Source organism: Streptomyces sp. NPDC053560 (assembly GCF_044544605.1).
Taxonomy (GTDB): domain Bacteria; phylum Actinomycetota; class Actinomycetes; order Streptomycetales; family Streptomycetaceae; genus Streptomyces.
On record NZ_JBITXI010000010.1, the window covers coordinates 67,134 to 91,176 of the forward strand.

Consider the following 24,043-nt stretch of genomic DNA (forward strand, 5'->3'; position numbering starts at 1 on the left):
GTCAGGTCCCTCCTGCATACGGGGCGCGGCGCCGTACGGCCAGGGATGTCGGGGCAGAGATCGGTGAACGAACAGCCGCCCGAACGGCCACCCGGCGAGGGTCAGCCCTGGTCGCCGGCCTCGATCACCTTCGCGAGAAACGCGTCGAGGTTGGCGGTCAGCCGGGCGACCTTCTCCTCGACGCTGAGCTGCTCCTCGTAGCGCGCGGCGAGGTCGGGCTTCTTCTTGCCGCGGAGGTAGAGCGGGCAGGCGAGGTCGGCGCAGACGTACGCACCGACGGTGTTGCCCTGCCGCCCCCTGGCCCCGGCCCGGGGCGCGGCCAGCAGGCTCACCCCGGAACCGCCGTGCCCGGTCAGGCAGAGCGAGCAGACCGTGGTCTTGGTGAACGTACGGCGGACGTTCTGCGGCCGCCGCAGCGTCACACCGAGCGGCCCGCCGTCCCGCGGCGCGACCAGGTAGGCCCGGTCGGGTGCCTGCGGGTCACGCCACCCGAGGAAGTCCAGGTCCACCCACGGCAGGCTGTCCAGCCCCGCGGGGATGTTCAGCCGCTTCGCCTCCCCCTTCGAGCAGTTCACGAAAGAGGCGCGGATGTCGGATTCGGACAATGGTTCCATGGTCGGGAAGCTAACAGCCCGGCCGACCGGGCGTCGCCTGGTTTTCCTGCCCCTCGCGCCCCTCGCGCCCCTCGTGTGCCTCGTGTGCCTCGTGTGCCTCACGGTGGTGGTGGCGCAGCATGACCCGGGCGTCCGTCGCCCGGCTCCGGTCGTGGGCCACGCGCGCTGCCCGCTCCATGCGTGCCAGCCGCAGGCACTCCTCGCAGTCGGGCCAGGGCGGCGGGGACGGCAGGGGCAGGGACGAGGGGGGCTGTACGGCCAGCATGCGGAGGTACTCCTTCGAGGGGCGGGACCAAGCTCTTGCCCACCAGCCTGACCCGCCGTCCCTACGCTCAGCAGCAGGTGACACGTGACATCGGGTCCGTCACCGAAGGGGGTTGGGCACATGCTGGGTGAGGGCATTCCGGAATCCCGCGCGGCGTACGGAACCGAGCTGCGGCAGCGCCGCGAATCCGCCGGACTGACGCAGGAGGCGCTGAGCCAGCGCGCGATCATGTCCCGTACGCACATCGCCCATATCGAGGCGGGCCGCCGCAAGCCGTCGCTGGACGACGCGCGGAGGCTGGACGAGGTGCTGGCGACGGGGGGCTTCTTCGAGCGGTTCCTGCCGACGCTGGACGACCGGTCGCTGCCGAACTATTTCGCGCTGGCCGCCGAGCTGGAGAAGCGGGCAACGATGATCCGTGAGTACGCGTCGTCGCTGGTGCCGGGTCTGCTGCAGACGGAGGCGTACGCACGAGCAGTGCTCCGCTCGTACTTCCCGCCGAGGACCGACGAAGCCTGTGACAAGATCGTCGTCACACGTCTGGAGCGGGCTCGCATCCTCAATGACCCCACGACGCCGGTGATGTGGGACCTGCTCGACGAGGCAGTGCTGCGTCGCCCCATCGGCGGTCCGGCCGTGATGGCGGAGCAGCTGCGGTACATCGCGGCCCTGGGCGAGAGCGAACGCATCCGGGTGCACGTCATCCCCTTCTCGATCGGCGTGCACTCGTTGATGGAAGGCTCGGCCATGCTGATGTCGTTCGACGACGCGCCGCCTGTTGCATACGCTGAGGGTCTGCAAACCGGACACTTGATCGACGAACTGCCGGTCGTGCAGCAATGTCATGCCCACTACGAACTGGCCCTGAGCGACGCGCTGTCGCACCCGGACTCGCTCGCCCTGCTCAGAGCCGTGGCGGAGGAGTACGACCATGTGGCGTAAGTCGAGCTACAGCGGCAACAACGGCGCCAACTGCCTTGAGATAGATGCCAGTTGCGCCGTCGGCGTCCCCGTCCGCGACAGCAAGAACCCCCACGGTCCCGTGCTGATATTCGGCGACGCCGCCTGGGCCTCGTTCATAAACGGGCTGGTCACGCGTCCCGGGACGCCAGCTGCACGACCGTGACGTCCGGTGGGGCGCCGACGCGTACCGGTGGGCCCCAGGCGCCGGCGCCTCGGGTGACGTAGAGCTGGGTGTCGCCGTAGCGGTCCAGGCCCGCGACGGTGGGGTTCGCGGCGGCGGCGATCAGGTTGCCGGGCCAGAGCTGGCCGCCGTGGGTGTGGCCGGAGAGCTGGAGGCCCACGCCGTGCCGTACCGCCTCGTGGATCATCACCGGCTGGTGGGCCAGGAGGACCGAGGCGCGGGCCGGGTCGCGGTCGCCGAGGGCGCGGGCGTAGTCGGGGCCGTCGGCGTGATTCTCGCCGGAGATGTCGTTGACGCCGGCGAGGTCGAAGCCGGGCAGTTCGACGCGGGCGTTGCGCAGCGGGTGGACGCCCAGTTCGCGTACGTGGTCCACCCACTCCTCCACGCCGGAGAAGTACTCGTGGTTGCCCGTGACGAAGTACGCGCCGTGCCGCGCCGACAGGGTGCGCAGCGGCTCGGCGGCGGGGCCGAGGTCGGCGACGCTGCCGTCGACGAGGTCGCCGACGATCGCGATCAGGTCGGGACTGGTGCGGTTGACCGCCTCGACGACCCGCCGGGTGTGGGCGCGGCCGAGGATCGGGCCGAGGTGGATGTCGCTGACGACGGCGATGCGGTAGCCGTGCGCGGCGCGCGGCAGCCTGGCGAGGGGGACGGTCACCCGCTTCACGCGGGGGCCGCTGAGCACGCTGTACGTGCCGTAGCCGACGGTCGCGGCCGCGGCTGCCGACGCGCCGACGGCCACGGAGCGGGCGACGAAGAGACGTCGGGAGGGGGCGGAAGAGGGGCCCGGAGAGGGGGAGCCCTCGCCGTCCCGGGGGCCCTCGGGGGCCAGTGCCTCGGGGGCCGGGGACGCCTCCGCCTCCGGTTCTTCCGCGGGCTCGGCCGCGACCGCGGCGCGCGGCGGTACCCGTAGCCAGACCGCGCGTACGACCTCGCCGACGAGCAGCGCGAGCGTGAGGTAGAGGACGAGGGCGAGCCAGAGATAGCCCGGCCAGGCGAAGAGCTGCTGGAGGGGGAACGGGGCGCCCGTGCGGGGCACGACGAACGCGCCGAGGATCAGCAGCGGGAGCAGTACCGCGAGCGCGGTGCCGGTCCGGCGCGTACCGCTGCCGGGAGTGGTCGTGTCGCGGACGAGGCGGCGCCAGAGGTACCAGTGCACCCCGCCGATCAGCGCGAAGATCGCCGTGATGACCAGGACGAAGATCACGTAGCGGACTTCTCGTCCGCCGGGGCCGCGGCATTGGCCCGCAGGGCCCGTACGCCACGCAACCCGATCACTCCGATTGCCGTCCCCAAGAGAAAGGACGTCACGGCGAGCGCCAGATGCACCCAGAAATAGGCAGTCGGGTCACCTGCGTCATCGAAGGCGAGACCACTTCCGTCCTTGACCAGATTCTTGACGAAAGTGATCCAGATGAACCAGCTCCACACCCCGAAGGCGAGCAGGAACCAGGAGACGGGGCGCGAGAGCTTCATGCCTTCCAGTATGAGCGGCGGGCCGGCGGCGCTGTCGTCAGGGGCCGTGTACCACGGGGCGCCCGCTACCGGGACGGGCGCTGCGGGTACGTTCACCGACGTGCCGACGATTCCCCTCTCCCCCGCGCTGTCCCCGTCCCCCGCCGCCACACCCGCCCGCGCCCGCCGTACCGGACGCCGGGCCGCGGCCGCCGCCCTGGTGTGCGCCGCGCTGACCGCGCCGCTGGCCATGACGGCGCCCGCGCACGCCGATGACAAGAAGTCCACGAAGCAGCCCGAGCCGCCCGCCACGATGTCCCACGTGGGCGGCGACCGGCTGGCGAAGTCCGGTACCCAGGTACAGCTGAAGGAGGGCGCCCCGAAGCTGCCGAAGGGGCTCTCCGCACGCTCGTGGATCGTCTCCGACCCGGAGTCCGGCGAGGTGCTCGCCGCGCACAACGCGCACTGGGAGCTGCCGCCCGCCTCCACGCTGAAGATGCTCTTCGCCGACACCCTGCTGCCGAAGTTCCCCAAGACCGAGAAGCACAAGGTCGAGCCGGAGGACCTTGAGGGCATGGGCGAGGGCAGCAGCCTGGTGGGCATAAAGGAACACCAGACCTACACGGTCCACGACCTGTGGCTGGGCGTCTTCCTGCGGTCGGGCAACGACGCGGTGCACACGCTGGCCGCCATGAACCACGGCGTCGAGCAGACCGTCCGGGACATGCAGGCCCACGCGGACCAGCTGAACGCGCACGACACGCACGTCGTCACCCCGGACGGCTACGACGCGAAGGGGCAGGTCTCCAGCGCGTACGACCTGAGCCTGTTCGCCCGCTCAGGGCTGCAGAACGCCGACTTCCGGGAGTACTGCTCGACGGCGTTCGCGCAGTTCCCCGGCGAGGCGAAGAAGGGCAAGAAGCGGCCGACCTTCGGCATCCAGAACACCAACCGGCTGCTGACCGGCGTGTACGGCGGCAAGCCGTACGAGGGCATCGCGGGCGTGAAGAACGGCAACACCACCAACGCGGGCGCGACCTTCACCGGCGTCGCGCAGCGCGGCGACAAGGTCCTCCTCGTCACGGTCATGAACCCGGCGAAGAACGAGGCGAACGAGGTCTACAAGGAGACAGCGTCGCTGTTCGACTGGGGCTTCGCGGCGCGCGACAAGGTCGAGCCGGTGGGCCGGCTGGTCGGCCCGCAGAGCAAGGAGGGCGACGCGAGCAAGCACAGCGCCGCCAAGGGCAGCGGTAAGCACTCCGCCGCGCACCTGGCCGCGACGGACGGCGCCGAGGGCCGGAGCGGCGCGTGGACCGCGCTCGGCATCGCGGGCGGCGCGGTGGTGGTCCTGGGCGCCGTGGCCCTCGCGGTGCACCGCCGCTGGCCGCTCCCGGAGCTGGTACGGCGCCGCGGCCGCTGAGCCGGCGGTCGCGGAGGGCGCCGGGCGGCGTCCTCCGCGGCCCGGGCACCCGGCACCCCGGTGATCAGGCGGCGTCCTCCACCGCGCCGCCCGCCGGCGGGGCGTCCGGTACCTCGACCGGCTCGTCGGCCGGCTCCTGGGTGGCCGTCCAGGCCGCGCAGAAGACCAGCAGCTTCGCCGTGAAGTTGATCCACAGCAGCAGCGCGATCGGCGTGCCGAACGCGCCGTACATGCTCTTCGCCGCGACGCCCTGCAGATAGCCGCTGAGCGCGTACTTCAGCACCTCGAAGCCGACCGCGCCGATCAGTGACGCGACGGCCACGGAACGTGGCTTCGGTACGGCGCCGGGGAGCTGGGTCAGGACGTACGCCAGGAGCAGGAAGTCCGCCAGGACCGCGATCAGGAAGCCCGCCAGTTTGAGCAGGACGCTGCCCACGCCGCCCTCGGGAATGCCCAGGGCGTACGCCACCCGGCCCACCTCGGCCGATGCCACCGCCGAGCAGGCCAGCGAGGCGACCGCCACCCCGCCCAGGCCCAGCAGCAGGGCCCCGTCCCGGGCCTTCGCGACGAAGAAGTTCCCGTCCTCGTCGTCGGTCTCCCACACCGCACGCAGACAGTCCCGCAGCGACTGGACCCAGCCCACGCCCGTGAAGATCAGCGCGGCACCGGCGATCACCCCGACCGTGCCCGCGTTGTCCACCAGCGCCCCGACATCCAGCTGCTGGGCGATGCCGGGGACCTGCTCGGTCAGCTGGTGCTGGAACTGGCGGAGCTGCGCGTCGGTGAGCGTCGCGGCGCCGACCGCCGCCGAGACCGTGAGCAGCGGGAAGAGCGCCACGAAGCTGGTGAACGTGATGGCGGCGGCCAGCCGGGTCCAGTGCACGCGGTCCATCCGCTGATACGCCCGCCACAGGTGCGTACGCATCAGCCACACGACGGCCGGGCCGATCATCGGCAGCCTGGTCATCCACTCCATGAGCCGTGTGTACCCCCTCCGGCCGGCGTCCCGTCCGGCGGAACACTAACCTCCGGATGGCCGAACGACGCGCCGACGCGCGGGGGACAGCGCAGGCGGAAGGGGCCCGCGGGGTGTACCGGGAAGGCCGGAAGAGGGCTAGTGGGAGGGGGCCGGCGGCCGGGAGAGGTCCACCTGCCGGGGCACGCCCGCCACCGGCGCGCCGAAGGGGTACTTCCGCTCCAGCCGCCAGACGCCGTCCGCGCCCTGCTGGTACAGCGCGAAGCCGCCGATCGTCCAGGCCGCCTCGAAGTCCGCCAGCTCCCGCTGCGCGCGGTCCATCGCCTCCTCGGAGATGCCGTGCGCGACGGTGACGTGCGGGTGGTAAGGGAACTGCAGCTCACGTGCGCACGGCCCGGACGCGGCGCGGATGCGCTCCTGCAGCTCCGTGCAGCCCGCCTTGCCGTCGACGAGCTTGACGAAGACGACGGGCGAGAGCGGACGGAAGGTGTCCGTGCCCTTCAGCCGCAGCGTGAAGGGCCGGAAGTCCGCCGCGACCTCCGCGAGGTACTCCTCGACCCGCGGCAGGTCGGCGGGGTCGGCCTCGGTGGGCGGGAGGAGGGTGACATGCGTGGGAATGGCATGCGCGGCCGGGTCACCGAAGCCCGCGCGCTGCTCCTGGAGGAAGCGGCCGTACGGCTCCGGGACCGCGATCGAAACGCCGAGCGTTACGGTCCCCACTGCGTTCTCCTCCCTGAAAAGGATGGTTTCCCCGGATGCCAGTGTGCCGGGTGCGACGCCGTTCCGGCGAGCGTCGTCGGTCCCGCCCCGCCGGGACCTCCGGCCCCCTTGGCGGGGCCGGCGCCGTCCCGGCGGCACCGGTCAGTGCTTGGCGGGCAGGAAGCCGATCAGGTCGTATGTGGTGGCCAGCGTCTCGGCGGCCACCGCGCGCGCCTTCTCGGCACCCTTCGCCAGGATCGAGTCCAGCGTCTCGGGATCGTCGAGGTATTCCTTCGTACGGTCCCGGAACGGTGTGACGAAATCGACCATCACCTCGGCGAGGTCGGTCTTGAGCGCGCCGTACATCTTGCCCTCGTAGTCCTTCTCCAGCTGCGGGATGTCCGTGCCGGTGAGGGTGGAGAGGATGGTCAGCAGGTTGCTGACGCCCGGCTTGGCCTCGCGGTCGAAGCGGATCACCGTGTCCGTGTCGGTCACCGCGCTCTTGATCTTCTTGGCCGTGACCTTGGGCTCGTCGAGCAGGTCGATGATGCCCTTCGGCGAGGACGCCGACTTGCTCATCTTGATCGTCGGGTCCTGAAGATCCTGGATCTTCGCGGTCTCCTTGACGATGTACGGGTTGGGGATCGTGAACGTGTCACCGAAGCGCTGGTTGAAGCGGTCCGCGAGATCACGGGTCAGCTCCAGGTGCTGGCGCTGGTCCTCACCCACCGGGACCTGGTTGGCCTGGTACAGCAGGATGTCCGCGACCATCAGAACGGGGTACGTGAAAAGGCCGACCGTCGTACGGTCCTGGCCCTGCTTCGCCGACTTGTCCTTGAACTGGGTCATGCGGGACGCCTCGCCGAAGCCGGTGAGGCAGTTCAGCACCCAGGCGAGCTGCGCGTGCTCGGGGACGTGGCTCTGGACGAAGAGGGTGCAGCGCTCGGGGTCCAGACCGGCCGCGAGCAGCTGGGCGACCGCGACGCGGGTGTTCGCGCGCAGCTCCTTCGGATCCTGCGGCACGGTGATCGCATGCAGGTCCACGACCATGTAGAACGCGTCGTGGGACTCCTGGAGGGCTACCCACTGGCGGACCGCGCCGAGGTAATTGCCGAGGTGGAAGGAGCCGGCGGTGGGCTGGATACCGGAAAGCACACGCGGACGATCGAGAGCCATGGCACACATTCTCTCAGGTCCCCGGGGCGGCCCGGCCGCCGGTGGGAATACCGCCGGGTACGGCCGGAACCGGGGCCCCGCCGCTCACCCCGGGCGACCGCCGCGCGCGGCGGCGACGGCCGTGGCCGCCTCGGCGGCGAGCCGGACGGCGAGGGTGCGGGCGAGGAGGACGACGGCGCCGGGCGCCACCGCCGCGGCCGCCGCCGCGCGCATCCGCTCGGTGTAGCCGATGCAGTCCAGGACCAGCCACCGGGCACCGGCGGCGGCCAGCTCCCGGGCGGCCGACGCCACGGCCTCGGGGGCGCCCGGCGCGTACGGGTCGGCGGCGGCCACCGAGACCGGGCCCGGCAGCAGCTCCGCCCAGCGGCGGCCCACGTCCTCGCGCTGGGCGGGCAGCGGGCAGACCACACCGACCGCGGCGCGGTCCGCGAGGGCCCGTACGCCCTGCTGTACCAGGGGCTCGGCGTGCAGCAGCGGCCCCGTACCGGGCACGGCCGGGAAATGGCCCGTGCACAGCAGCAGGGTGGCGTCGGCGCCATCGCGCTCGCAGCGGGCCACGGCGTCCCGCATACGGGGCGCGAGCGCGTCGTGGCCGAGCACGACGGAGGAGCCGTCGCGCAGCCGGGAGATCAGGGGCGCCTCGCCCTCGACGGGGGCCAGCGCGGCACGGGTGCGCGCGCCCTCCGGGCCGTCGAAGCGGTCCTCGTCGAGCGCGCCGTGCTCGACGACCCCGAAGCCGGCGAGGAGCGGGCGGGCATCGCCGGTCAGGTCGGTGCGGGGCGCCTGGCCGATGGTGACCAGGCCGAGCGTGGGGGGCCGGACGGGCTGCTGGACGGGGCGCTGCGCGGGCTGCTGCACGGGATTCCTTTCGCGGCGGCGACCGGGCGGGCGGGGCCGGGGCCCCGCCCGCCGGACGGGGCTCAGAACGCCTTGTAGATCTGACTCACGTCGTTGAGGGAGCTGCCCGCGACCAGACCGGCGCCGACCAGGGCGAGGTCGTTGTCGGCGGTCTCGCCGGCCGTACCCGGGTCCGCGTTCTCCCGGGCCGCGCGCCGGCGGCGGTGGCGGACGTACGCGAAGCGGACGGCGAGTGCGAGCAGCACCAGCCAGCCGGCCTGCGGGGTGGCGACCAGCAGGCCGGTGGCCAGCAGGACGCCCATCTGGCGGGAGGAGCCGCCGAAGAACTGGACGATCGCGCCGGGAATGGCCCACAGCGCCATCATCGTCAGCGCGTGCCCGTCGGTGAGGCCGGCCTTGATGGTGTCGACGTAGACCTGGGCGACCGGCGGGACCCGGCCGTCCGAGAAGAACGGCTTCCAGGCGACGGCCACCACCACGACGGCGACGGCGAAGCCGACGAGCTGCGCGAGGTACTGCTGCCGGCGCCCGGCCGTCTCGTACGGGTGCCACGGCACGGCGCCCTTGCGCAGCAGCCAGCCGGCCTTGAAGTCGAAGCCGACGTCGGCGAAGGCGGGGCCGGTGGAGGCGGCGTACCCGACGAGGAGGGCGAGGGGGACCATCGGGATGCCCACGACGAGCCCGACGATCAGGAAGATCAGCGTCACCGCGAAGGCGGGGAACCAGCCGGAGTGCATGGCGGCGAGGCCGACGATCAGCTGGTGGACGAGGGCGGCGAACCCGGCGAGCAGTACCCAGCCGGCCAGCCCGGCGCCGGACATGTCGGCGCTCACGCCGCCGACGAAGGCGATCAGGACCGCGCCGATCAGGAAGAGCACCAGGCCCTCCAGCAGGCCGCGGCGGAGCCGGGCGGCACTGACCGTACGCACCCCGGCGTCGAAGCGGTCGTCCTCGCCGCGGACCACGGCCGCCCCACCCCCGGCGGCCTGCGCCTCCCCCTGCGCGTTCTCCTTCGCCTTCCCCTTCGCGCCCTTGCGGTCGCGCATCATCAGGACCGCCTGGACCAGGGCCACCAGACCGGCGCCGATCATGACGCCGTGCGGCACGTAGTTCGCCGCGAGGTCGACGTGCAGGACGGTCGGCGCGTACTGGGCCACGAGCAGGCCGATGCCGAACATCAGCAGAGCCCAGATGTTGCCGAGGAACGCCACGCCCGCCGCGCTCATCGGCAGCTTGAAGAGGGAGCCGACCAGGCCGACGACGGCGCTGAGGCCGAGCATCCCGGCCTTGCGGCCGCCCTCGTCACCGGCCTTGATCGTCTCGGCCGCCGCGATCCCCGCAGGCCAGGCCGCCGAGGCGGGCAGCAGGCGGGAGTCGAAGACCCGGTAGAGCACCCAGCTGTCGACGGCGAGCCCGATGACGGCGCCGCCCAGCATCGGCCACACCAGTCCGGGCCGCCCCAGGAGGAACGGCACGGCGATGGGCGTGACCAGGGAGTTGGCGGCGGCGAAGGTGGACCCGGAGATCGCGGACTGCACCAGGTTCTGGCGGTGCGGGTCGCGCATGCGGGACAGCGCGGCGAAGGAGATCCGGCCGATCAGCATGGCGATGAGGGCGCCGATGACCGAGGTGTTGGGCGCGATGCCGAGGGTGGTGATCAGCACGAGGCCGATGACCGAGCCGAGCACGGACAGCACGACCGTCACGACGAGCGTGACGGGCTCGAAGGCTCTGGGGTGCCGGCCGGACGCGGCGGGCGCGGCCGGGGCGGGGGCCGGGGTGGGACGCATGGGGACTCCGGGGGCGGGGTGGGTCAGTGGGCGGTCGCTCAGGCCTCCGCAGCCGCCTGCAGCTGCTTCATCGGGCCGTACAGCTCCACAAGGCGGGCGAATTCCTCGGCGTCGTGGAAGCGCACCGCGCCCCGGCCGAACTCCTTCGCCGTCTCCACGGCGAAGCGCGCGGCGGCGGCGATGTCGGTCTCGTGGCTGGCGCCCGTGGCGCAGCCGGCGACCGCCGGGCCGGTGGTGAGCGCGAGGCCGACCACGGGCGCGTCGGTGGCCACGCACGGCTGCATGATCGAGTTGATGTGGTGCACGCCGTTGCCGTACGGGGTGATGTCCTGCGTGGTGATCGGCAGGACGTGCGCGTCGGCGCCGGTGACCGTCTCCAGTACGCCGAGCAGGGTGTCGCTGACGCGCAGGATCCAGCCCTCCTTGACGGTCGGCGACAGGGCGAGGCCGCGGTGGTTGAGGAGGCGGTTGCCCTTGGTGGTGTCGATGGAGACGACGGCGTCCATCTCCGGGGAGATCTCGTTGCGGTTGCAGTCGAGGATCGAGACCGGCGAGTCCATGAAGGGCACCGGGTCGTGCGGGCGGGTGGGCGCGTCGGGGCACACGTGGGTGCTGAGGACGACGTCGCCCTCCAGGACGTCGCCGCGCCCGTACATGTCGAGCAGCTTGGCCGCGGCGGCGAGGGCCGAGACCGCGCCGTCCGCGTCGGAGACCAGGCCGATGCGCTCCGGGCGGGCGCCGACGCCGCCGAGCCGGCCCAGGATGCCGAGGGTCGGCGCGCCGCCGCCGGCGGCCTTGCCGCGGCTGCCGGGAACGACGACCTTCACGAAGTCGGTGCCGCCCTGGTGGCCCTCGACGCGCGTGACGGTGATCTCCGGCTTCGGCCCGGCCGGCAGGGCCTCACCGGTCTCCGCGGCGGCCGTCTCCAGGACGGAGCGCAGGTGGTCGGCGAGGAGGCGGCCGCTGGTGCGCGGCCGGTCGAGGAGGTCGAGGACTTCGAGGGCGTGCTTGAGCACGGGGGCTCCTTGGGGCGCGTTGGTGCGAAGGGAGTCGGGTGGGACCCGACGTCTCCAGCAGCCTGCTCCCGGGTTTTCTTTTTCAGCAACCATTTCTCTATATGAGAGAAAGCGTCTCGCATACCGCCGTCAGGGTGCCTAGGATGCCGACGTGACCGCAGAACGCGCCCCCCTCCAGACCGTCGACCGCGCCCTCCAGGCCCTGCTCGCCTTCTCCCAGGACCGGGACGAGTGGGGCGTGACCGACCTGGCCGCCGAGTTCGGCTGGGACAAGTCCGTGGCGCAGCGGCTGCTCGCCTCGCTCACCCACCGCGGCTTCCTGGTCTCCGACGAGGTGACCCGCCGCTACCGCCTCGGCCCCGCCGTCTGGCACCTCTCCACCGCCTGGGAACGGCACGGCGGCATGGCGGGACTGGTCCGTCCGGCGCTGCGCGAGCTGGCGGCGGCCAGCGGGTTCACGGCGCTGTTCGCGGTGCCGGACGGCGCGCACCTGCGCTGCGTCGAGCCCGCGGAGGGCGCGTCCGGGCCGCTGCGCGCGTACCGGCTGTCCGACGAGCTGTATCCGGGGCACGCCGGGGCGACCTCCCGCGCGTACTTCGGCATGCTCTCCCCCGGCGCCCGGGCCACGCTGCTCTACGGGCGGCCCATGGCGCGGTTCAGCGACCGTACGGTGACCGATCCGGAGCGCCTCGAAGAGCTGATGTGCCGGGTGCCGGTGGACGGTTACGCGTACTCCGAGGGCGAGTACGACCCGGCCACGGCGGGGCTGGCGGTGCCGGTACTGGTCCGCTCGCACCCCATCGGCTCCCTCACCCTGGTAGGCCCGCACGAACAGCTGAGCGGCCCGCGGGAGGAGCTGCTCCGTCCGCTGCGGTCCGCCGCCACGGCGCTCGGCGAGCTGCTCTCCCCGCGCCGCCACGGCCGTCCCGGCCGCCCCACCGCCCCGAAGAAAGGCTGATCCCGATGAAGCTGCTCCTGCTGTCCAACTCCACGGCGCCCGGCCGCGAGTACCTCGACCACGCCCGCGACGCCATCGCGGAGCATCTGCGCGGCGTGTCCGAACTGCTCTTCGTGCCGTACGCGTTGGCCGACCACGACGGCTACACGGCGAAGGTCGCCGCGTTCATGGAGACGCTCGGCATACGAGTGCGCGGCGTCCACACCGGCGAGCCGCGGCAGTTGGCGGCGCGCACCGAGGCGGTCTTCATCGGCGGCGGCAACAGCTTCCGGCTGCTGAAGTCGCTCCAGGAGCGCGGTCTGCTGGACGCGATCCAGGAGCGGGTGGCGGCGGGCGCCCCGTACATGGGTTCCAGCGCGGGCACGAACATGGCCTGCCCGACGCTGCGCACCACCAACGACATGCCCATCGTCCAGCCGGACGGCTTCGCGACGCTGGGGCTGCTGCCCTTCCAGATCAACCCGCACTACCTGGACGCCTCCCCAGACACCTCGCACATGGGCGAGACCCGTGAGGAGCGGCTGACGCAGTTCCTGGAGGAGAACGCCGTCCCTGTCCTCGGCATGCGCGAGGGCACCTGGCTGCGGCGCGACGGGGACCGGCTGGAGCTGGCCGGGGTCGCGGCCGGGGCGCGGCTGTTCACGCCCGGCGCCGCGCCGTCCGAGCACGGCCCCGGTACCGACCTGAGCGCCCTGCTCACGGCGGACGCCCGGTTCGACGTACGCAGCGCCGGCTAGCGGAATCCTGCCGCCGGGCGGGCGTCGGCGCCCGCCCGCGGCCCGGAGGACCGTCCCGGTGGCGTACGAGGCGTCCGGCGAGAGCAGCCAGGCGATGGCGGCGCCGATGCCGCGGCTGCCGCCGGTGACGAGGGTGACGGGGCGGGTGGTGGCCATGCGGCGGTTCCGGGCGGTGGTCGGTCGGGCGTGCGCGGTGCGCGCGTGCGCTCAGGGAGCCGGGGGAAGGGACCGCAGGAGCGCGTCCAGGGCGCCCGAGAAGGCGTGGTCGGGCGGGTGACCGTAACCGACGACCAGGCCGTCCGGGGGCGTGTCCGGACGGGACTGCGCGTCCGGGCCGGGCCGGTCGTCCGGGCCGGGCTGCGCGTCCGGGCCCGTCGGCGGCGGGGCCGTGAAGGTCGCCAGGCCCTCCAGGGCGAGGCCGTTGCGCCGGGCGGCCCGCAGCGTGGCCGGTTCGGTGCCCGGGGGCAGGCGGAAGACCACGTGCAGCCCGGCGGCGAGACCGGTGACCCGGACGTGCGGCGCGTGGGCGGCGAGCGCGGCGACGAGCTGGTCGCGGCGGCGCCGGTAGCGCAGCCGCATGGTGCGGACGTGCCGGTCGTAGGCGCCGCCGGAGAGGAACTCCGCGAGGGTCAGCTGGTCCAGGGAGCCGGACTGCCACTCGCCGGTGCCCTTCAGGTCGAGCAGCGGCGCGACGAGCCGGTCGGGCAGCACGAGCCAGGAGAGCCGGAGGGCCGGGGCGAGGCTCTTGCTGGCGGTGCCCAGGTACACGACGTGGTCCGGGTCCAGGCTCTGGAGGGCGCCCACCTGCCGCCCGTCGTACCGGAATTCGCCGTCGTAGTCGTCCTCCAGGACCAGCCCGCCGGTCCGCCGCGCCCAGTCCACGGCGGCGGCCCGGCGGTCCGGGTGCAGCGGTACGCCGGTGGGGAACTGGTGCGCGGGGGTGAGCAGCACGGCGCCGGGCCGGCCGGTGAGCGTGTCGGTGCGGGCGCCGTGCGCGTCCACCGGGAGCGGTACGGTCCGCAGTCCGGCGCGGTCCAGGACGTCGCGGTGGAAGGGCAGGCCGTAGGACTCCACCGCGGCTTCGCGGGCCCCGGCCTGCCGCAGCAGCCGGGCGAGGAGGGAGAGGCCCTGCATGAAGCCCGCGCAGAGGACGATCCGGTCGGGGTGGGCGTGCACGCCGCGGGCGCGCGCGAGGTAGTCGGCGAGGACGGTCCGCAGTTCGGGCCGGCCGGCCGTGGTGCCGTACCCGAAGGCCTCGCTCGGCGCCGTGGTGAGCGCCTGCCGGGCCGCGGCGAGCCAGGCGGTGCGGGGGAAGGCGGAGACGTCGGGGGTGCCGGCGGTGAGGTCGTAGGCGGGCGGCGGGGGCGCGGCGGGCTGCTGCGGCCGGGGGCGGGCCGGCGCGGGGGCGGCCGGGGTCCGCGACACGCGCTCCGCCACTCGGGTGCCGGACCCCTGGCGTGCGGTGAGCCAGCCTTCGGCGACCAGTTCGGCGTAGGCCTCGGCGACGGTGTTGCGGGCCAGGCGCAGGTCGGCGGCGAGTGTGCGGGAGGACGGCAGGCGGGTGCCGGGCGCGAGCCGCCCGGTGCGTGCCGCGTCGCGCAGGGCGTGCACGAGGGCGGCGCGTTTGCCCTGGGTACCGGGGAGATCCAGGTACAGATCGCGCCCGAAAGCGGCCCAGGAATCGGTCATGGAAATGGACCATACCGAGGGACCGGTCCGGACGTAGCGTCGGACTCATGACGACGAACACGACGACCGGCCAGGGCGCCGGCACGCACGGGCCCCGCCTGAACTGGTCGGAGCACGCCCCCGAGGTCTTCAAGGCCATGCTCCGCCTGGAGACGGCGGCCAGGAAGGGCCTCGACCCCGCGCTGGTGGAACTGGTGAAGATCCGGGCCTCGCAGCTCAACCACTGCGCGTACTGCCTCGACATGCACATCACGGACGCCCGCAAGGCCGGCGAGACCGAGCAGCGGATCTACTTCCTCAGCGCCTGGGAGGAGGCCGCCGACGCGTACACCGAGAAGGAGCAGGCGGCGCTCGCGCTGACCGAGGCCGTCACGGTCCTCACCGATGGTTTTGTGCCGGACGCGGTGTACGAGCAGGCCGCCGCGCGGTTCGAGGAGGCCGAGCTGGCCCAGCTCATCGCTCTGATCACCACCATCAACGCCTGGAACCGCTTCGCTGTGACCTGCCGGCTCACCCCGGAGTCCCTGAAGTGACGGCGGCGCGGCTGCGCGCCCTGCACCACGGCCGGGCCCCCGGGGACCCGCTCGTGCTGCCCGGCCCCTGGGACGCCGCGAGCGCGCGGGTCTTCGCGGACGCCGGTTTCGAGGCGCTGGCCACGCCGAGCGCGGGTATCGGCGAGTCGCTGGGATACGGGGACGGGCACACCCCGGCGGACGAGATGTTCGCGGCCGTCGCCCGGATCACCCGGGCGGTCGACGTGCCGGTCACCGCCGACGTGGAGGCGGGGTACGGCCTGCCCGCCAAGGAGCTGGTCGAGCGGCTCCTGGACGCGGGTGCCGTGGGCTGCAACCTGGAGGACTCCGACGCGGCGGCCGGCACCCTGCGGGACGCCGGGGAGCAGGCGGAGTGGCTCGCGGAGGTGCGGGCCGCCGCCGGCGACGCGCTGGTGATCAACGCCCGGATCGACACGTTCCTGCGCGGCGTGTCCGGGGCGGCGCCGGCCGTGGAGCGGGGGCTGCGGTACGTCGCGGCGGGCGTGGACTGCGTATATCCGATCCTCGCGCCGCCGGAGCTGCTGGCGGAGCTGGCCGCGGGCATCGGCGCCCCGGTCAACGCGGTGGCCGTGCCCGGCGGGCCGGCCCCGCGCGAGCTGGGCGCCGCGGGCGCGTCCCGCGTCACCTTCGGCGGCGGGCTCCAGCATCAGGCCATGGAGACGCTGCGCGGGGTGGCGGCGGCGCTGCGGGCGGGCTGAACGCAGCGGTGGCCGCTTCCGTACGGGTACGGAAGCGGCCACCGGACGTCCTACCGACGCCCGCCGTGGGTCACTGCCCGGCGAACTTCTTGCTGATCGCGTCGAAGACGCCCTCGGCCTCCGGGCCGAGGTGCGGGCCGGCCAGCCAGGTGTGGTCCAGCGAGCCGATGGAGCTGTTGGAGACGAGGGAGAGTTCGCCGTTGTGGTCGGCGAGCCAGCCGCCGCCGGAGGTGCCGCCGGTCATGCTGCAGCCGATCCAGTGCATGGCCGGGGTGGACTGAGCCATCGTCAGCCGCACCGGCCGGTCGAGGCAGTTCATCATCTTCGCGCCGTCGTAGGGCGGGGCCTGCGGGTAGCCGATCGCCTTGACGCCGTTGAGGCCGCCGGTCACGCCGTTGCCCTGGGGCGCGTCGAACCAGACCGGGACGGAGGTGCCGACGGTCTCCTCCAGCGACTTGCCGCCGCCGTTCTCCGGCTTCACGTGCAGCACGGCGAAGTCGTAGGCGGACGCGGCGTTGCCGCTGTGGCCGCCGCCCTCGATCCACTGCGTGGAGGTCTGCGACCAGTCGGCCCACCAGGTGCCGTACGGGCTGACGTTCTGCTGCGAGGAGGCGGCGACCTGGTTGGCGGGCAGCCCGCTGTCGTTGTACGAGGGCACGAAGACGATGTTGCGCATCCAGCCGCCGCTGCTGCCGGAGTGCACGCAGTGGCCCGCGGTCCACACCAGGTTGGACTTGCCCGGGTTGGCCGGGTCGGAGACGACGGTGCCCGAGCAGACCATGGGGCCGTCGGGGCTGTCGAAGAAGATCTTCCCGATGGGCGCCATGTGCTGGTGGTACGGGCGCTCGACCTGCTGGGCGGTGACGGGCCGCGGCTCGGGGTCGGTGGCGCCGCCGGAGCCGGTGCTCTGCGTGGTCACCACGGGAGCGTCCTCGGCCTTCGCCATCCGGGACGGCTTCCACAGGTCCTTGATGACGGGGTTGGCGAACTCGGACGCCTTGCGGGCCCAGGTCTCCTTGTCCCAGTTCTTCCAGCCGCCCTGCTCCCACTTCTTCAGGGAGTCCAGGCTCTTGGGCAGGCCGTTGGGCAGCTTGGGCAGGTCGGACGAGCCGCCGGCCTCCGCCGCGCTGTCCTGGCCCTCGGCCTTGGTGTCCTCAGGCCCGCAGGCGGTGGCGGTGACGAGCAGTGCGGCGACCGCGACTGCGGCTGCTGCGGTACGGCGTATGGATGGCATGACCCTTACTCCCCGTTATGACCTACTGTGCGACTGGCAAATTGTCATGACCCCATTCAGGGCCCGCCCTACTATGCCGCCAAGCCGGGGTTGACGCGCGAGTAGGGGCTTGTGATGCACGTCTTACTGGAGACGGAACGGCTGCGTTTGCGCGCCTTTTCGGGGGCGGACCTGGACAATCTGCGTGAGCTGCACGCGGATCCCGAAGTCATGCGATATCTGGACAGCGGACGGCCGGCGCCCGGACTTCTCGTCACGCGGTACGCCGGCCCCGCGCAATTCGGATACTGGGCCGCCGAGGAACGGGAAACCGGCGGGTTTCTCGGCTGGTTCGAATTCCGGCCCGTGCGCGAGGACCGCACGGACGAGGCCGAGCCGGGATACCGGCTCCGGCGCTCCGCCTGGGGAAAGGGTTACGCCACCGAGGTCTCCCGGGCGCTGCTCGACCGCGGGTTCGCGGAGCTGGGCGTGGCGCGGGTGACGGCCACGACGATGGCGGTGAACACGGGGTCCCGGCGGGTGCTGGAGAAGTGCGGGCTGCGGTATGTCCGCACCTTCCACGAGGAATGGCCGGACCCGCTGCCGGGCGCCGAACACGGCGACGTGGAATACGCGCTGACCGCCGCGGAACGGGCCCGGCCGAATGACGACGGCCGGGCACCCCCCGAGGGGCGCCCGGCCGTCTCACCGCCGGTGTTTCAGCGGGTCACTTCTTCGGCAGCCACTTCTGCCATACGTCCGGGTTCTTCTTCACCCAGCTCGCGGCCGCGTCCTCCGGGGACATGTGCTTGGACGCGATGAGCTCCGAGACGTAATTCTGGTCGCCCACCGACCACTTGAAGTTCTTCAGGAACTTCGCGGCCGAGCTGTTGCCCTTGGCGAAGTCGGCGTTGAAGAACTTCTGCAGCGGAGTCGTCGGATAGGCGCAGTCGATCGTCGTCGGATCCTTGGTGCCCTCGTCCGCGCAGTCCTTCGTGTACTTCGGGAGCTTGACCTCCTTCAGCGGCAGCTGGTTGAAGAGCCAGTGCGGCTCGTACCAGTACGTCAGGAAGGGCTTCTTCTCCTTGGCGAACTGCTGCATCTGCGTGATCTGGGCCGCCTCGGACCCGGCGAAGACCACCTCGTAGTCCAGCTTGAGGTTCTTCACCAGGGCCTTGTCGTTGGTGACATAGGACGGCGAACCGTCCATCAGCTGGCCCTTGTCGCCGCTCTCGGCGGTCCGCAGCTGCTTGGCGTACTTGTTGAGGTTCTTCCAGTTCAGTACGTCCGGGTGCTTGTCCGCCCAGTACTTGGGGACCCACCAGCCGATGTGGCCGTCGACGCCGAGATCACCACCGCGGGTGATGGTCTTCTTCTCGTCGATGTACAGCTTCTCCTGGGTGGGGTGGCCCCAGTCCTCCATGATCGCGTCCACCCGGCCCTGGCTGAGCGCGTCCCAGGCCGGGGTCTCGTCCACCTGGACGGTGTCGACCCGGTAGCCCAGCTCGTGCTCCAGCAGGTACTTGGCGACCGCGACGTTGGACTGCGCGCCCACCCACGTCTGCGTGGAGAGGGTGACCGTCTTGGTCCCGGCAGCCGCCGCGAAGGGCGACGTCTGCTTGGTCATGTCGGCCTTGCCGCAGCCGCTGAGGGCCACCAGCAGGGCGCCGGTCAGCGCGGTCGCGCCGACTGCCGTGGCCGTGGTCCGCATACGTGTACGGGTCATGGTCAGGCTCCCTTCCCCGCACGGCGGTCCGTGGGCTGCGTGACCCGGTCCAGCATCAGGCCCAGGCAGACGATGGCGATACCGGCGATCATGCCGAGGCCCAGGTCACCGGTGGACAGGCCGGCGACGACGTCGTAACCGAGCGCGCCACCGCCCACCAGGCCGCCGATGATGACGACGGCGAGGACCAGCACGACGCCCTGGTTGACGGCCAGCAGCAGCGCGGGCCGGGCCAGCGGCAGCTGCACCTGGCGGAGCTGCTGCCAGCGGGTGGCGCCGAGCGACTGCGCCGACTCCATGGCGGCCGGGCTGACCTGGCGCAGGCCCTGGGTGGTGATGCGGATGACGGCGGGCAGCGCGTAGACGACGGCCGCCGCGGCGGCCGGGGCGCGGCCCACGCCGAACAGCGCGACCACCGGGATCAGGTACACGAACTGCGGCATGGTCTGGCAGACGTCCAGCACCGGCCGGAGGATCTTCTCCATCCGGGCGCTGCCGGCCGCGAGCACGCCGACGCCGATGCCCACGACAAGGGTGACGACCAGCGCGGACAGCACCTGCGACAGGGTGTTCATGGACGGCACCCAGACGCCGAGCACGCCGATGACGGCGAGCGCGACGGTCGCGGTCAGCGCGGTGCGCCAGGTGCCGATCAGCCAGGCCAGCGCGGCGACGATCAGCAGCGCACCCCACCAGGGCAGTGCGGTCAGGCCGTCGCGGAGCGGGTTGAGCACCCAGGAGGTGAAGCCCGCGGCCCAGTCGGCGGTGCCGCCGATGACGGGGATGCCGGAGTAGAGGTGGTCCACCATCCACTCCTTGAACTCGTTGACCGGCGGCGCGATGTCGGTCACCGCGGCGGACGGCCAGATCAGCGAGCCGGTGAGCCGGCCCGCCACGACCGCGAGCACGGTCACGACGGCGACGGCGGGCCAGACGAACCGGCCGCGCAGCCAGGCGGGGCCGGTGCCCTGCTCGGCGCCGAGCCGCTCCCCGGCCTTGGCGGTGGTGCGGTCCATGACGATGGCCAGCAGCACGATCGGGATCGAGGCGGCCAGCGCGGAGCCGACGTCCACGGAGGCCAGCGCCTGGTACACGCGGTCACCGAGACCGGCCGCGCCGATCATCGAGGCGATGACCACCATGGACAGGCCCATCATGATCGTCTGGTTGACGCCGAGCAGCAGTTCCTTGCGGGCCAGCGGCAGCCGGGCGGTCAGCAGCCGCTGCCGTCCGGTGGCACCGAGCGAGGACACGGCCTCCAGGACGCCGGCGTCGGCGCCGCGCAGGCCGAGCGCGGTGAGCCGGGCCATCGGCGGGGCCGCGTAGATCACGGTGGCGAGCAGTGCCGCGGGGACACCCATGCCGAAGACCATGACGAACGGCAGCAGGTACGCGAAGGCCGGCAGCACCTGCATGGTGTCCAGCACCGGCCGCAGCACGCGGAACATCCGGTCCGAGAGGCCGCCGACGAGGCCGAGCGCCGCGCCCACGACGATCGAGACGAGCACCGCGACGACCATCAGGGCGATGGTCTGCATGGTCGGCACCCACATCCCGAGCACGCCGCTGACCAGCAGCGACACCAGCGCGGTCGCGGCGATGCGCAGTCCGGCGACGCGCCAGGCGACGAGGGTGACCAGCGCGGTCACGCCGGTCCAGCCGAGCGCGAGGAGGCAGACGTAGACGGCGCGTACGGAGATGACGATGCCGTTGGAGAGGTGGCCGAGGAAGTAGACGAAGAGCCAGTGCGAGTCGCGGTTGTCCACGATCCAGGTGCTGGCGTCGCCGAACGGACCGGAGAGGTCGACGGTCAGCGCGTGCGGCCAGACGCCGCTCGCCCACTTGCCGCTGACGAGGGGCACGAGGACGGCCGCTGCGACGGCGAGCACGAGGAGCTTGCCGAGGGCGCCGTGGCGCAGCGAGGCGGTGAGGCGGGCCGCGCGCGGGGAAGCGCCGGCCGGTGCGGTGGTGGCGGGACTGGTCGTGGCGGCGCTCACACGCGCCCCCGCTTCGCGGTACCGGCCGGCACGTTGTTCAGCGCGGCGGCGCGCTGCGCTTCGTGCCAGTACCGGCGGGCCGCGGCACGCAGCCCTCGCAGGGTCAGCGGCCGGGCGGCCGCGGGGCGGGCTCTGAGGTTCAGCGTCACGGGGACGGTGGGGACGGTACGGGGATGCATCAGACGGCCGCCTTCCCGTGGTCCGTCTCGTCCTCGACCGGCCCGTCCTTGGCGGGGTCCGTCTCGTCGAGCCGGGCCACGACGTTGAGGAGGCACTCGTGGTCCACGACGCCCAGGCAGCGGCCGTCCTCGACGACGCGCGCCGCGCCGCCGGAGCGGACCACGGTCTCGATCGCGTCGGAGATCAGCGTGTCGGGGGCGAGCGTGGCGCCCTCGCCGGCCTCGGCGTCCTCGGCGGGCCGCATGGCTCGGCGTACGGTCAGGACCTGCTCGCGCGGCACGTCGCGGACGAAGTCCCGGACGTACTCGTCGGCCGGGGAGCCGACGATCTCCTCGGGGGTGCCGAGCTGCACGATCTTCCCGTCCCGCATCAGGGCGATGCGGTCGCCGAGCAGCAGGGCCTCGGCGAGGTCGTGGGTGATGAAGACCATCGTGCGGCCCTCGTCCTTGTGCAGGCGGATGACCTCTTCCTGCATGTCGCGCCGGATGAGCGGGTCCAGCGCGCTGAAGGGCTCGTCGAAGAGCAGGATCTCGGGGTCCACGGTGAGCGCACGGGCCAGGCCGACGCGCTGCTGCTGGCCGCCGGAGAGCTGGCCGGGGCGGCGCTGCTCCAAGCCGCCGAGACCGACCTTCTCGACCATCTCCATGGCCTTGGCGCGGCGTTCGGCCTTGCCGACGCCCTGGATCTCCAGCCCATAGGCCACGTTGTCCAGCACCGTACGGTGCGGCAGCAGGCCGAAGTGCTGGAAGACCATGGCGGCGCGGTGCCGGCGCAGCTCGCGCAGCGCGGACTTGTCCATGCCGCGCACGTCCTCGCCGTCCATCTCCAGGTCGCCGCTGGTCGGCTCGATGAGCCGGGTCAGGCAGCGGACGAGGGTGGACTTGCCGGAGCCCGAGAGCCCCATGACGACGAAGACCTCGCCCTTCTTCACGTCGAAGGAGACGTCACGGACGGCGGCGGTGCAGCCGGTCTTCTCGCGCAGCTCCTGCGCGGAGAGGCCGGTGAGGCCGGCGTCCCCCGGCACCTTCTCGGCCTTGGGCCCGAAGACCTTCCACAGGTTGCGGACGGCGAAGACGGCGTCCTGCCCGGCTGCCGAACCCTCCGGCGTGGTCGGGGACTTGTCGTTGGCGGATGCGTCGATGACGGTACCGGCCATCACGCATCACCTCCCTGGGTCGGGGTCTCGGTGAGAATCTCGGCGCACTTCTCCCCCACCATCAGGACGCCGATCATCGGGTTCACGGCGGGCATCGTCGGGAAGACGGACGCGTCCGCGATACGGATACCGCTCAGCCCGCGAATCTTCAACTGCGGGTCTACAACGGCCAGTTCGTCGTCCGGTGCACCCATCTTGCAGGTGCCGGCGGGGTGGTAGACGGTGTGCGCGGCCTTGCGCACGAGCTCGCTGATCTCGGCGTCGTCGGTGACGTCGGGGCCGGGGAAGACCTCGCGCTTGAGCCACTTCGCGAACGGCTCGGCCTGCGCGACCTTGCGCGCCAGCTTGATGCCGTCGACGAGGGTCTGCCCGTCGTAGTCGCCCTCGTCCTCGAAGTACTTGAAGTCGAGTGCGGGCTTGACCTCGGGGTCGGCGGAAGTCAGGTAAAGACGGCCGCGGGAGCGGGACTTCGGGATGTTCGGGGTCATCGACACACCGTGCTCGGGGCGCTCGTAGCCCAGCCGCTCCGGGTTGTCGGTGAAGGGGATCTGGTAGAAGTGGAACATCAGGTCCGGGCCCTTGTGGTCCGGGTCCCGCTTCACGAAGAGGCCCGCGTCGGAGTCCATCGCGGAGTTGCCCGGGAGCGGCCCGTTGGTCTCCCAGACGATGACCGACTCGGGGTGGTCGATGAGGTTCTCGCCGACGCCCGGCAGGTCGACCACGCAGTCGATGCCCAGCGCTTCCAGGTCCTTCTTCGGACCGATGCCGGAGTGCATCAGCAGCCGCGGGGTGTCCACCGCACCGGCGCAGACCAGCACCTCGCGGCCGGCCTCCAGGTAGATCTCCTCGCCGTCCTTGGTACGGACGTGGACGCCCTTGGCGGTGGTGCCGTCCAGCTCCAGCTTGTGCGCCCAGGTCTCCAGCAGCAGCGTGAGGTTCGGGCGGTCCCCGGCCTCCATGTGCGGGTGCAGGTAGGCGACGGAAGCGGACGACCGCTTGTTGTTCTCCGGGTGGTACGACAGGTCGAAGAACCCGACGCCCTCCTCGAACGGCTGGTCGTTGAAGCCGACGACCTCGGGGACGTCGAGGGCGGTCTTGGTGGCCTCGATCCAGTCCGTGGCGATCTGGTTCTGGTCCTTCTTCGCCACCCGCACGATGTTGTTGCGCAGCTTGCCGAAGTACGGGTCCATCGCCTTGGCGTTCCAGCCCTTGGCGCCCGCCTCTTCCCACTCGTCCCAGTCGGACGGCAGCGGCTTGAAGGAGATCAGGGTGTTGTGCGACGAGCAGCCGCCGAGGACCTTGGCGCGGCTGTGCAGGATGTGCGAGTTGCCGCGCGGCTGCTCGGTGGTCGTGTACTCGTAGTCCAGGTCACCGCCGAGCAGGCCGAGCCACTTGCGCAGCGTCAGCACGTCCTCGCGATCGATGTCGGACGGGCCGCCCTCGATGACGGCGACGGTGACGTCGGGGTCCTCGGTCAGGCGCGAGGCGATCACTGAACCTGCGGTGCCGCCGCCGACGATCACGTAGTCCGCTGACATCTTCTTCTTCGCTGCTGCGGGAGGCATGGGTAGCTCCTTGTGGTTTTTCAACGTGCGTGCGGTGGCGCAGTTCTTGAGAGCGGATGCGCTCGGCCGGTGGGCGGGAGCGCCCGGCGTGCGCGAGCGGTGGTCGCTCTGCGGGGCTGCGGTTCCGCTGGGCCGCGTCCTTGCGGCCGGCAAATTC

General features: G+C 72.2%; 25 protein-coding genes and 1 pseudogene. 8 read left to right on the forward strand and 18 right to left on the reverse strand.

From position 1 onward, the window contains the following. Window positions 1–101 precede the first annotated feature (101 nt). Both ACIGQF_RS24155 and ACIGQF_RS24160 read right to left on the reverse strand, forming a co-directional pair. Entirely contained in the window at window positions 102–614 is a 513-nt protein-coding gene (locus ACIGQF_RS24155; protein ID WP_399713793.1) for an FBP domain-containing protein, read from the reverse strand. 10 nt (window positions 615–624) lie between these two features. After that, window positions 625–879, reverse strand: a complete 255-nt coding sequence (locus ACIGQF_RS24160; RefSeq protein WP_399713795.1) for a hypothetical protein — start codon at window positions 877–879, stop codon at window positions 625–627. Between the two features lie 120 nt (window positions 880–999). On the opposite strand from ACIGQF_RS24160, the gene ACIGQF_RS24165 reads away from it, so the two are divergent. Next, window positions 1,000–1,821 (forward strand): Scr1 family TA system antitoxin-like transcriptional regulator, encoded by an 822-nt coding sequence (locus tag ACIGQF_RS24165; RefSeq protein WP_399713798.1) that lies wholly within the window; start codon window positions 1,000–1,002, stop codon window positions 1,819–1,821. After that, on the forward strand, window positions 1,811–2,005 hold the full coding sequence (locus tag ACIGQF_RS24170) for a DUF397 domain-containing protein (protein WP_399713800.1): 195 nt from the start codon (window positions 1,811–1,813) through the stop codon (window positions 2,003–2,005). Before ACIGQF_RS24165 ends, ACIGQF_RS24170 begins: the two co-directional genes overlap by 11 nt. Here the strand turns inward: ACIGQF_RS24170 and ACIGQF_RS24175 are convergent. Continuing rightward, window positions 1,971–3,230 carry a metallophosphoesterase gene (locus ACIGQF_RS24175; RefSeq protein ID WP_399713802.1) on the reverse strand — a complete coding sequence of 420 codons (1,260 nt, stop codon included), beginning with the start codon at window positions 3,228–3,230 and terminating at the stop codon, window positions 1,971–1,973. The two genes, ACIGQF_RS24170 and ACIGQF_RS24175, sit on opposite strands and share 35 nt — an antisense overlap. Then, window positions 3,227–3,499, reverse strand: a complete 273-nt coding sequence (locus ACIGQF_RS24180) for an SCO4848 family membrane protein (RefSeq protein ID WP_399713805.1) — start codon at window positions 3,497–3,499, stop codon at window positions 3,227–3,229. Before ACIGQF_RS24180 ends, ACIGQF_RS24175 begins: the two co-directional genes overlap by 4 nt. On the opposite strand from ACIGQF_RS24180, the gene ACIGQF_RS24185 reads away from it, so the two are divergent. Then, entirely contained in the window at window positions 3,498–4,898 is a 1,401-nt protein-coding gene (locus ACIGQF_RS24185) for a D-alanyl-D-alanine carboxypeptidase family protein (protein WP_399713807.1), read from the forward strand. The genes ACIGQF_RS24180 and ACIGQF_RS24185 overlap by 2 nt on opposite strands. 64 nt (window positions 4,899–4,962) lie before the next feature. On the opposite strand, the gene ACIGQF_RS24190 is transcribed toward ACIGQF_RS24185, so the two are convergent. The 6 genes from ACIGQF_RS24190 to ACIGQF_RS24215 form a co-directional block, all read right to left on the reverse strand. Next, a complete protein-coding gene (locus ACIGQF_RS24190; RefSeq protein WP_399713809.1) occupies window positions 4,963–5,874 on the reverse strand; it encodes a YihY/virulence factor BrkB family protein in 912 nt (303 codons plus the stop codon). 138 nt (window positions 5,875–6,012) lie between these two features. Then, entirely contained in the window at window positions 6,013–6,594 is a 582-nt protein-coding gene (locus tag ACIGQF_RS24195) for a 2'-5' RNA ligase family protein (protein WP_399713811.1), read from the reverse strand. 141 nt (window positions 6,595–6,735) lie between these two features. Then, window positions 6,736–7,749, reverse strand: a complete 1,014-nt coding sequence (gene trpS, locus ACIGQF_RS24200) for a tryptophan--tRNA ligase (RefSeq protein WP_399713814.1) — start codon at window positions 7,747–7,749, stop codon at window positions 6,736–6,738. 84 nt (window positions 7,750–7,833) lie between these two features. Beyond that, window positions 7,834–8,607, reverse strand: a complete 774-nt coding sequence (locus ACIGQF_RS24205) for an AroM family protein (protein ID WP_399713816.1) — start codon at window positions 8,605–8,607, stop codon at window positions 7,834–7,836. A gap of 62 nt (window positions 8,608–8,669) precedes the next feature. Next, window positions 8,670–10,397: an OPT/YSL family transporter gene (locus ACIGQF_RS24210; protein ID WP_399713818.1), complete on the reverse strand. Its 1,728-nt coding sequence runs from the start codon at window positions 10,395–10,397 to the stop codon at window positions 8,670–8,672. Between the two features lie 38 nt (window positions 10,398–10,435). Next, window positions 10,436–11,413 carry a DUF1177 domain-containing protein gene (locus ACIGQF_RS24215; RefSeq protein WP_399713820.1) on the reverse strand — a complete coding sequence of 326 codons (978 nt, stop codon included), beginning with the start codon at window positions 11,411–11,413 and terminating at the stop codon, window positions 10,436–10,438. Between the two features lie 151 nt (window positions 11,414–11,564). Between ACIGQF_RS24215 and ACIGQF_RS24220 the strand changes: the two genes are divergently transcribed. Together ACIGQF_RS24220 and pepE are read left to right on the forward strand one after the other, a co-directional pair. Beyond that, window positions 11,565–12,371: an IclR family transcriptional regulator gene (locus tag ACIGQF_RS24220; protein ID WP_399713823.1), complete on the forward strand. Its 807-nt coding sequence runs from the start codon at window positions 11,565–11,567 to the stop codon at window positions 12,369–12,371. A 5-nt stretch (window positions 12,372–12,376) separates the two neighbouring features. Continuing rightward, window positions 12,377–13,108, forward strand: coding sequence for a dipeptidase PepE (gene pepE, locus ACIGQF_RS24225; RefSeq protein ID WP_399713826.1), 732 nt, complete (start codon window positions 12,377–12,379; stop codon window positions 13,106–13,108). A gap of 27 nt (window positions 13,109–13,135) precedes the next feature. Here pepE and ACIGQF_RS24230 read toward each other — a convergent pair. Further along, window positions 13,136–13,216 (reverse strand): annotated as a pseudogene (locus tag ACIGQF_RS24230) (oxidoreductase); the annotation flags it as partial. A gap of 99 nt (window positions 13,217–13,315) precedes the next feature. Next, window positions 13,316–14,797: a PLP-dependent aminotransferase family protein gene (locus tag ACIGQF_RS24235; protein ID WP_399713828.1), complete on the reverse strand. Its 1,482-nt coding sequence runs from the start codon at window positions 14,795–14,797 to the stop codon at window positions 13,316–13,318. A gap of 47 nt (window positions 14,798–14,844) precedes the next feature. Here ACIGQF_RS24235 and ACIGQF_RS24240 point away from each other — a divergent pair, with 47 nt between their 5' ends. Continuing rightward, window positions 14,845–15,330, forward strand: coding sequence for a carboxymuconolactone decarboxylase family protein (locus ACIGQF_RS24240; protein WP_399713830.1), 486 nt, complete (start codon window positions 14,845–14,847; stop codon window positions 15,328–15,330). Continuing rightward, window positions 15,327–16,049, forward strand: a complete 723-nt coding sequence (locus ACIGQF_RS24245; protein WP_399713832.1) for an isocitrate lyase/phosphoenolpyruvate mutase family protein — start codon at window positions 15,327–15,329, stop codon at window positions 16,047–16,049. The genes ACIGQF_RS24240 and ACIGQF_RS24245 overlap by 4 nt, the downstream gene beginning before the upstream one ends. 70 nt (window positions 16,050–16,119) lie before the next feature. On the opposite strand, the gene ACIGQF_RS24250 is transcribed toward ACIGQF_RS24245, so the two are convergent. Then, entirely contained in the window at window positions 16,120–17,283 is a 1,164-nt protein-coding gene (locus ACIGQF_RS24250) for a trypsin-like serine peptidase (protein WP_399713835.1), read from the reverse strand. 114 nt (window positions 17,284–17,397) lie between these two features. On the opposite strand from ACIGQF_RS24250, the gene ACIGQF_RS24255 reads away from it, so the two are divergent. Beyond that, a complete protein-coding gene (locus tag ACIGQF_RS24255; protein ID WP_399713838.1) occupies window positions 17,398–18,084 on the forward strand; it encodes a GNAT family N-acetyltransferase in 687 nt (228 codons plus the stop codon). Here the strand turns inward: ACIGQF_RS24255 and ACIGQF_RS24260 are convergent. From ACIGQF_RS24260 to ACIGQF_RS24280, 5 genes are read right to left on the reverse strand one after another with little or no spacing between them, the layout of a single operon-like run. Beyond that, window positions 17,990–18,988, reverse strand: coding sequence for an ABC transporter substrate-binding protein (locus ACIGQF_RS24260; RefSeq protein WP_399713840.1), 999 nt, complete (start codon window positions 18,986–18,988; stop codon window positions 17,990–17,992). The genes ACIGQF_RS24255 and ACIGQF_RS24260 overlap by 95 nt on opposite strands. A 2-nt stretch (window positions 18,989–18,990) precedes the next feature. Next, window positions 18,991–20,985 (reverse strand): ABC transporter permease, encoded by a 1,995-nt coding sequence (locus tag ACIGQF_RS24265; protein WP_399713843.1) that lies wholly within the window; start codon window positions 20,983–20,985, stop codon window positions 18,991–18,993. Next, a complete protein-coding gene (locus tag ACIGQF_RS24270; protein WP_399713845.1) occupies window positions 20,982–21,164 on the reverse strand; it encodes a hypothetical protein in 183 nt (60 codons plus the stop codon). The genes ACIGQF_RS24265 and ACIGQF_RS24270 overlap by 4 nt, the downstream gene beginning before the upstream one ends. Continuing rightward, complete coding sequence (locus tag ACIGQF_RS24275) at window positions 21,164–22,321, reverse strand: glycine betaine/L-proline ABC transporter ATP-binding protein (RefSeq protein WP_399713847.1); 1,158 nt, start codon at window positions 22,319–22,321, stop codon at window positions 21,164–21,166. Before ACIGQF_RS24275 ends, ACIGQF_RS24270 begins: the two co-directional genes overlap by 1 nt. Then, window positions 22,321–23,886: a GMC family oxidoreductase gene (locus tag ACIGQF_RS24280; protein ID WP_399713850.1), complete on the reverse strand. Its 1,566-nt coding sequence runs from the start codon at window positions 23,884–23,886 to the stop codon at window positions 22,321–22,323. Before ACIGQF_RS24280 ends, ACIGQF_RS24275 begins: the two co-directional genes overlap by 1 nt. Between the last annotated feature and the right edge of the window lie 157 nt (window positions 23,887–24,043).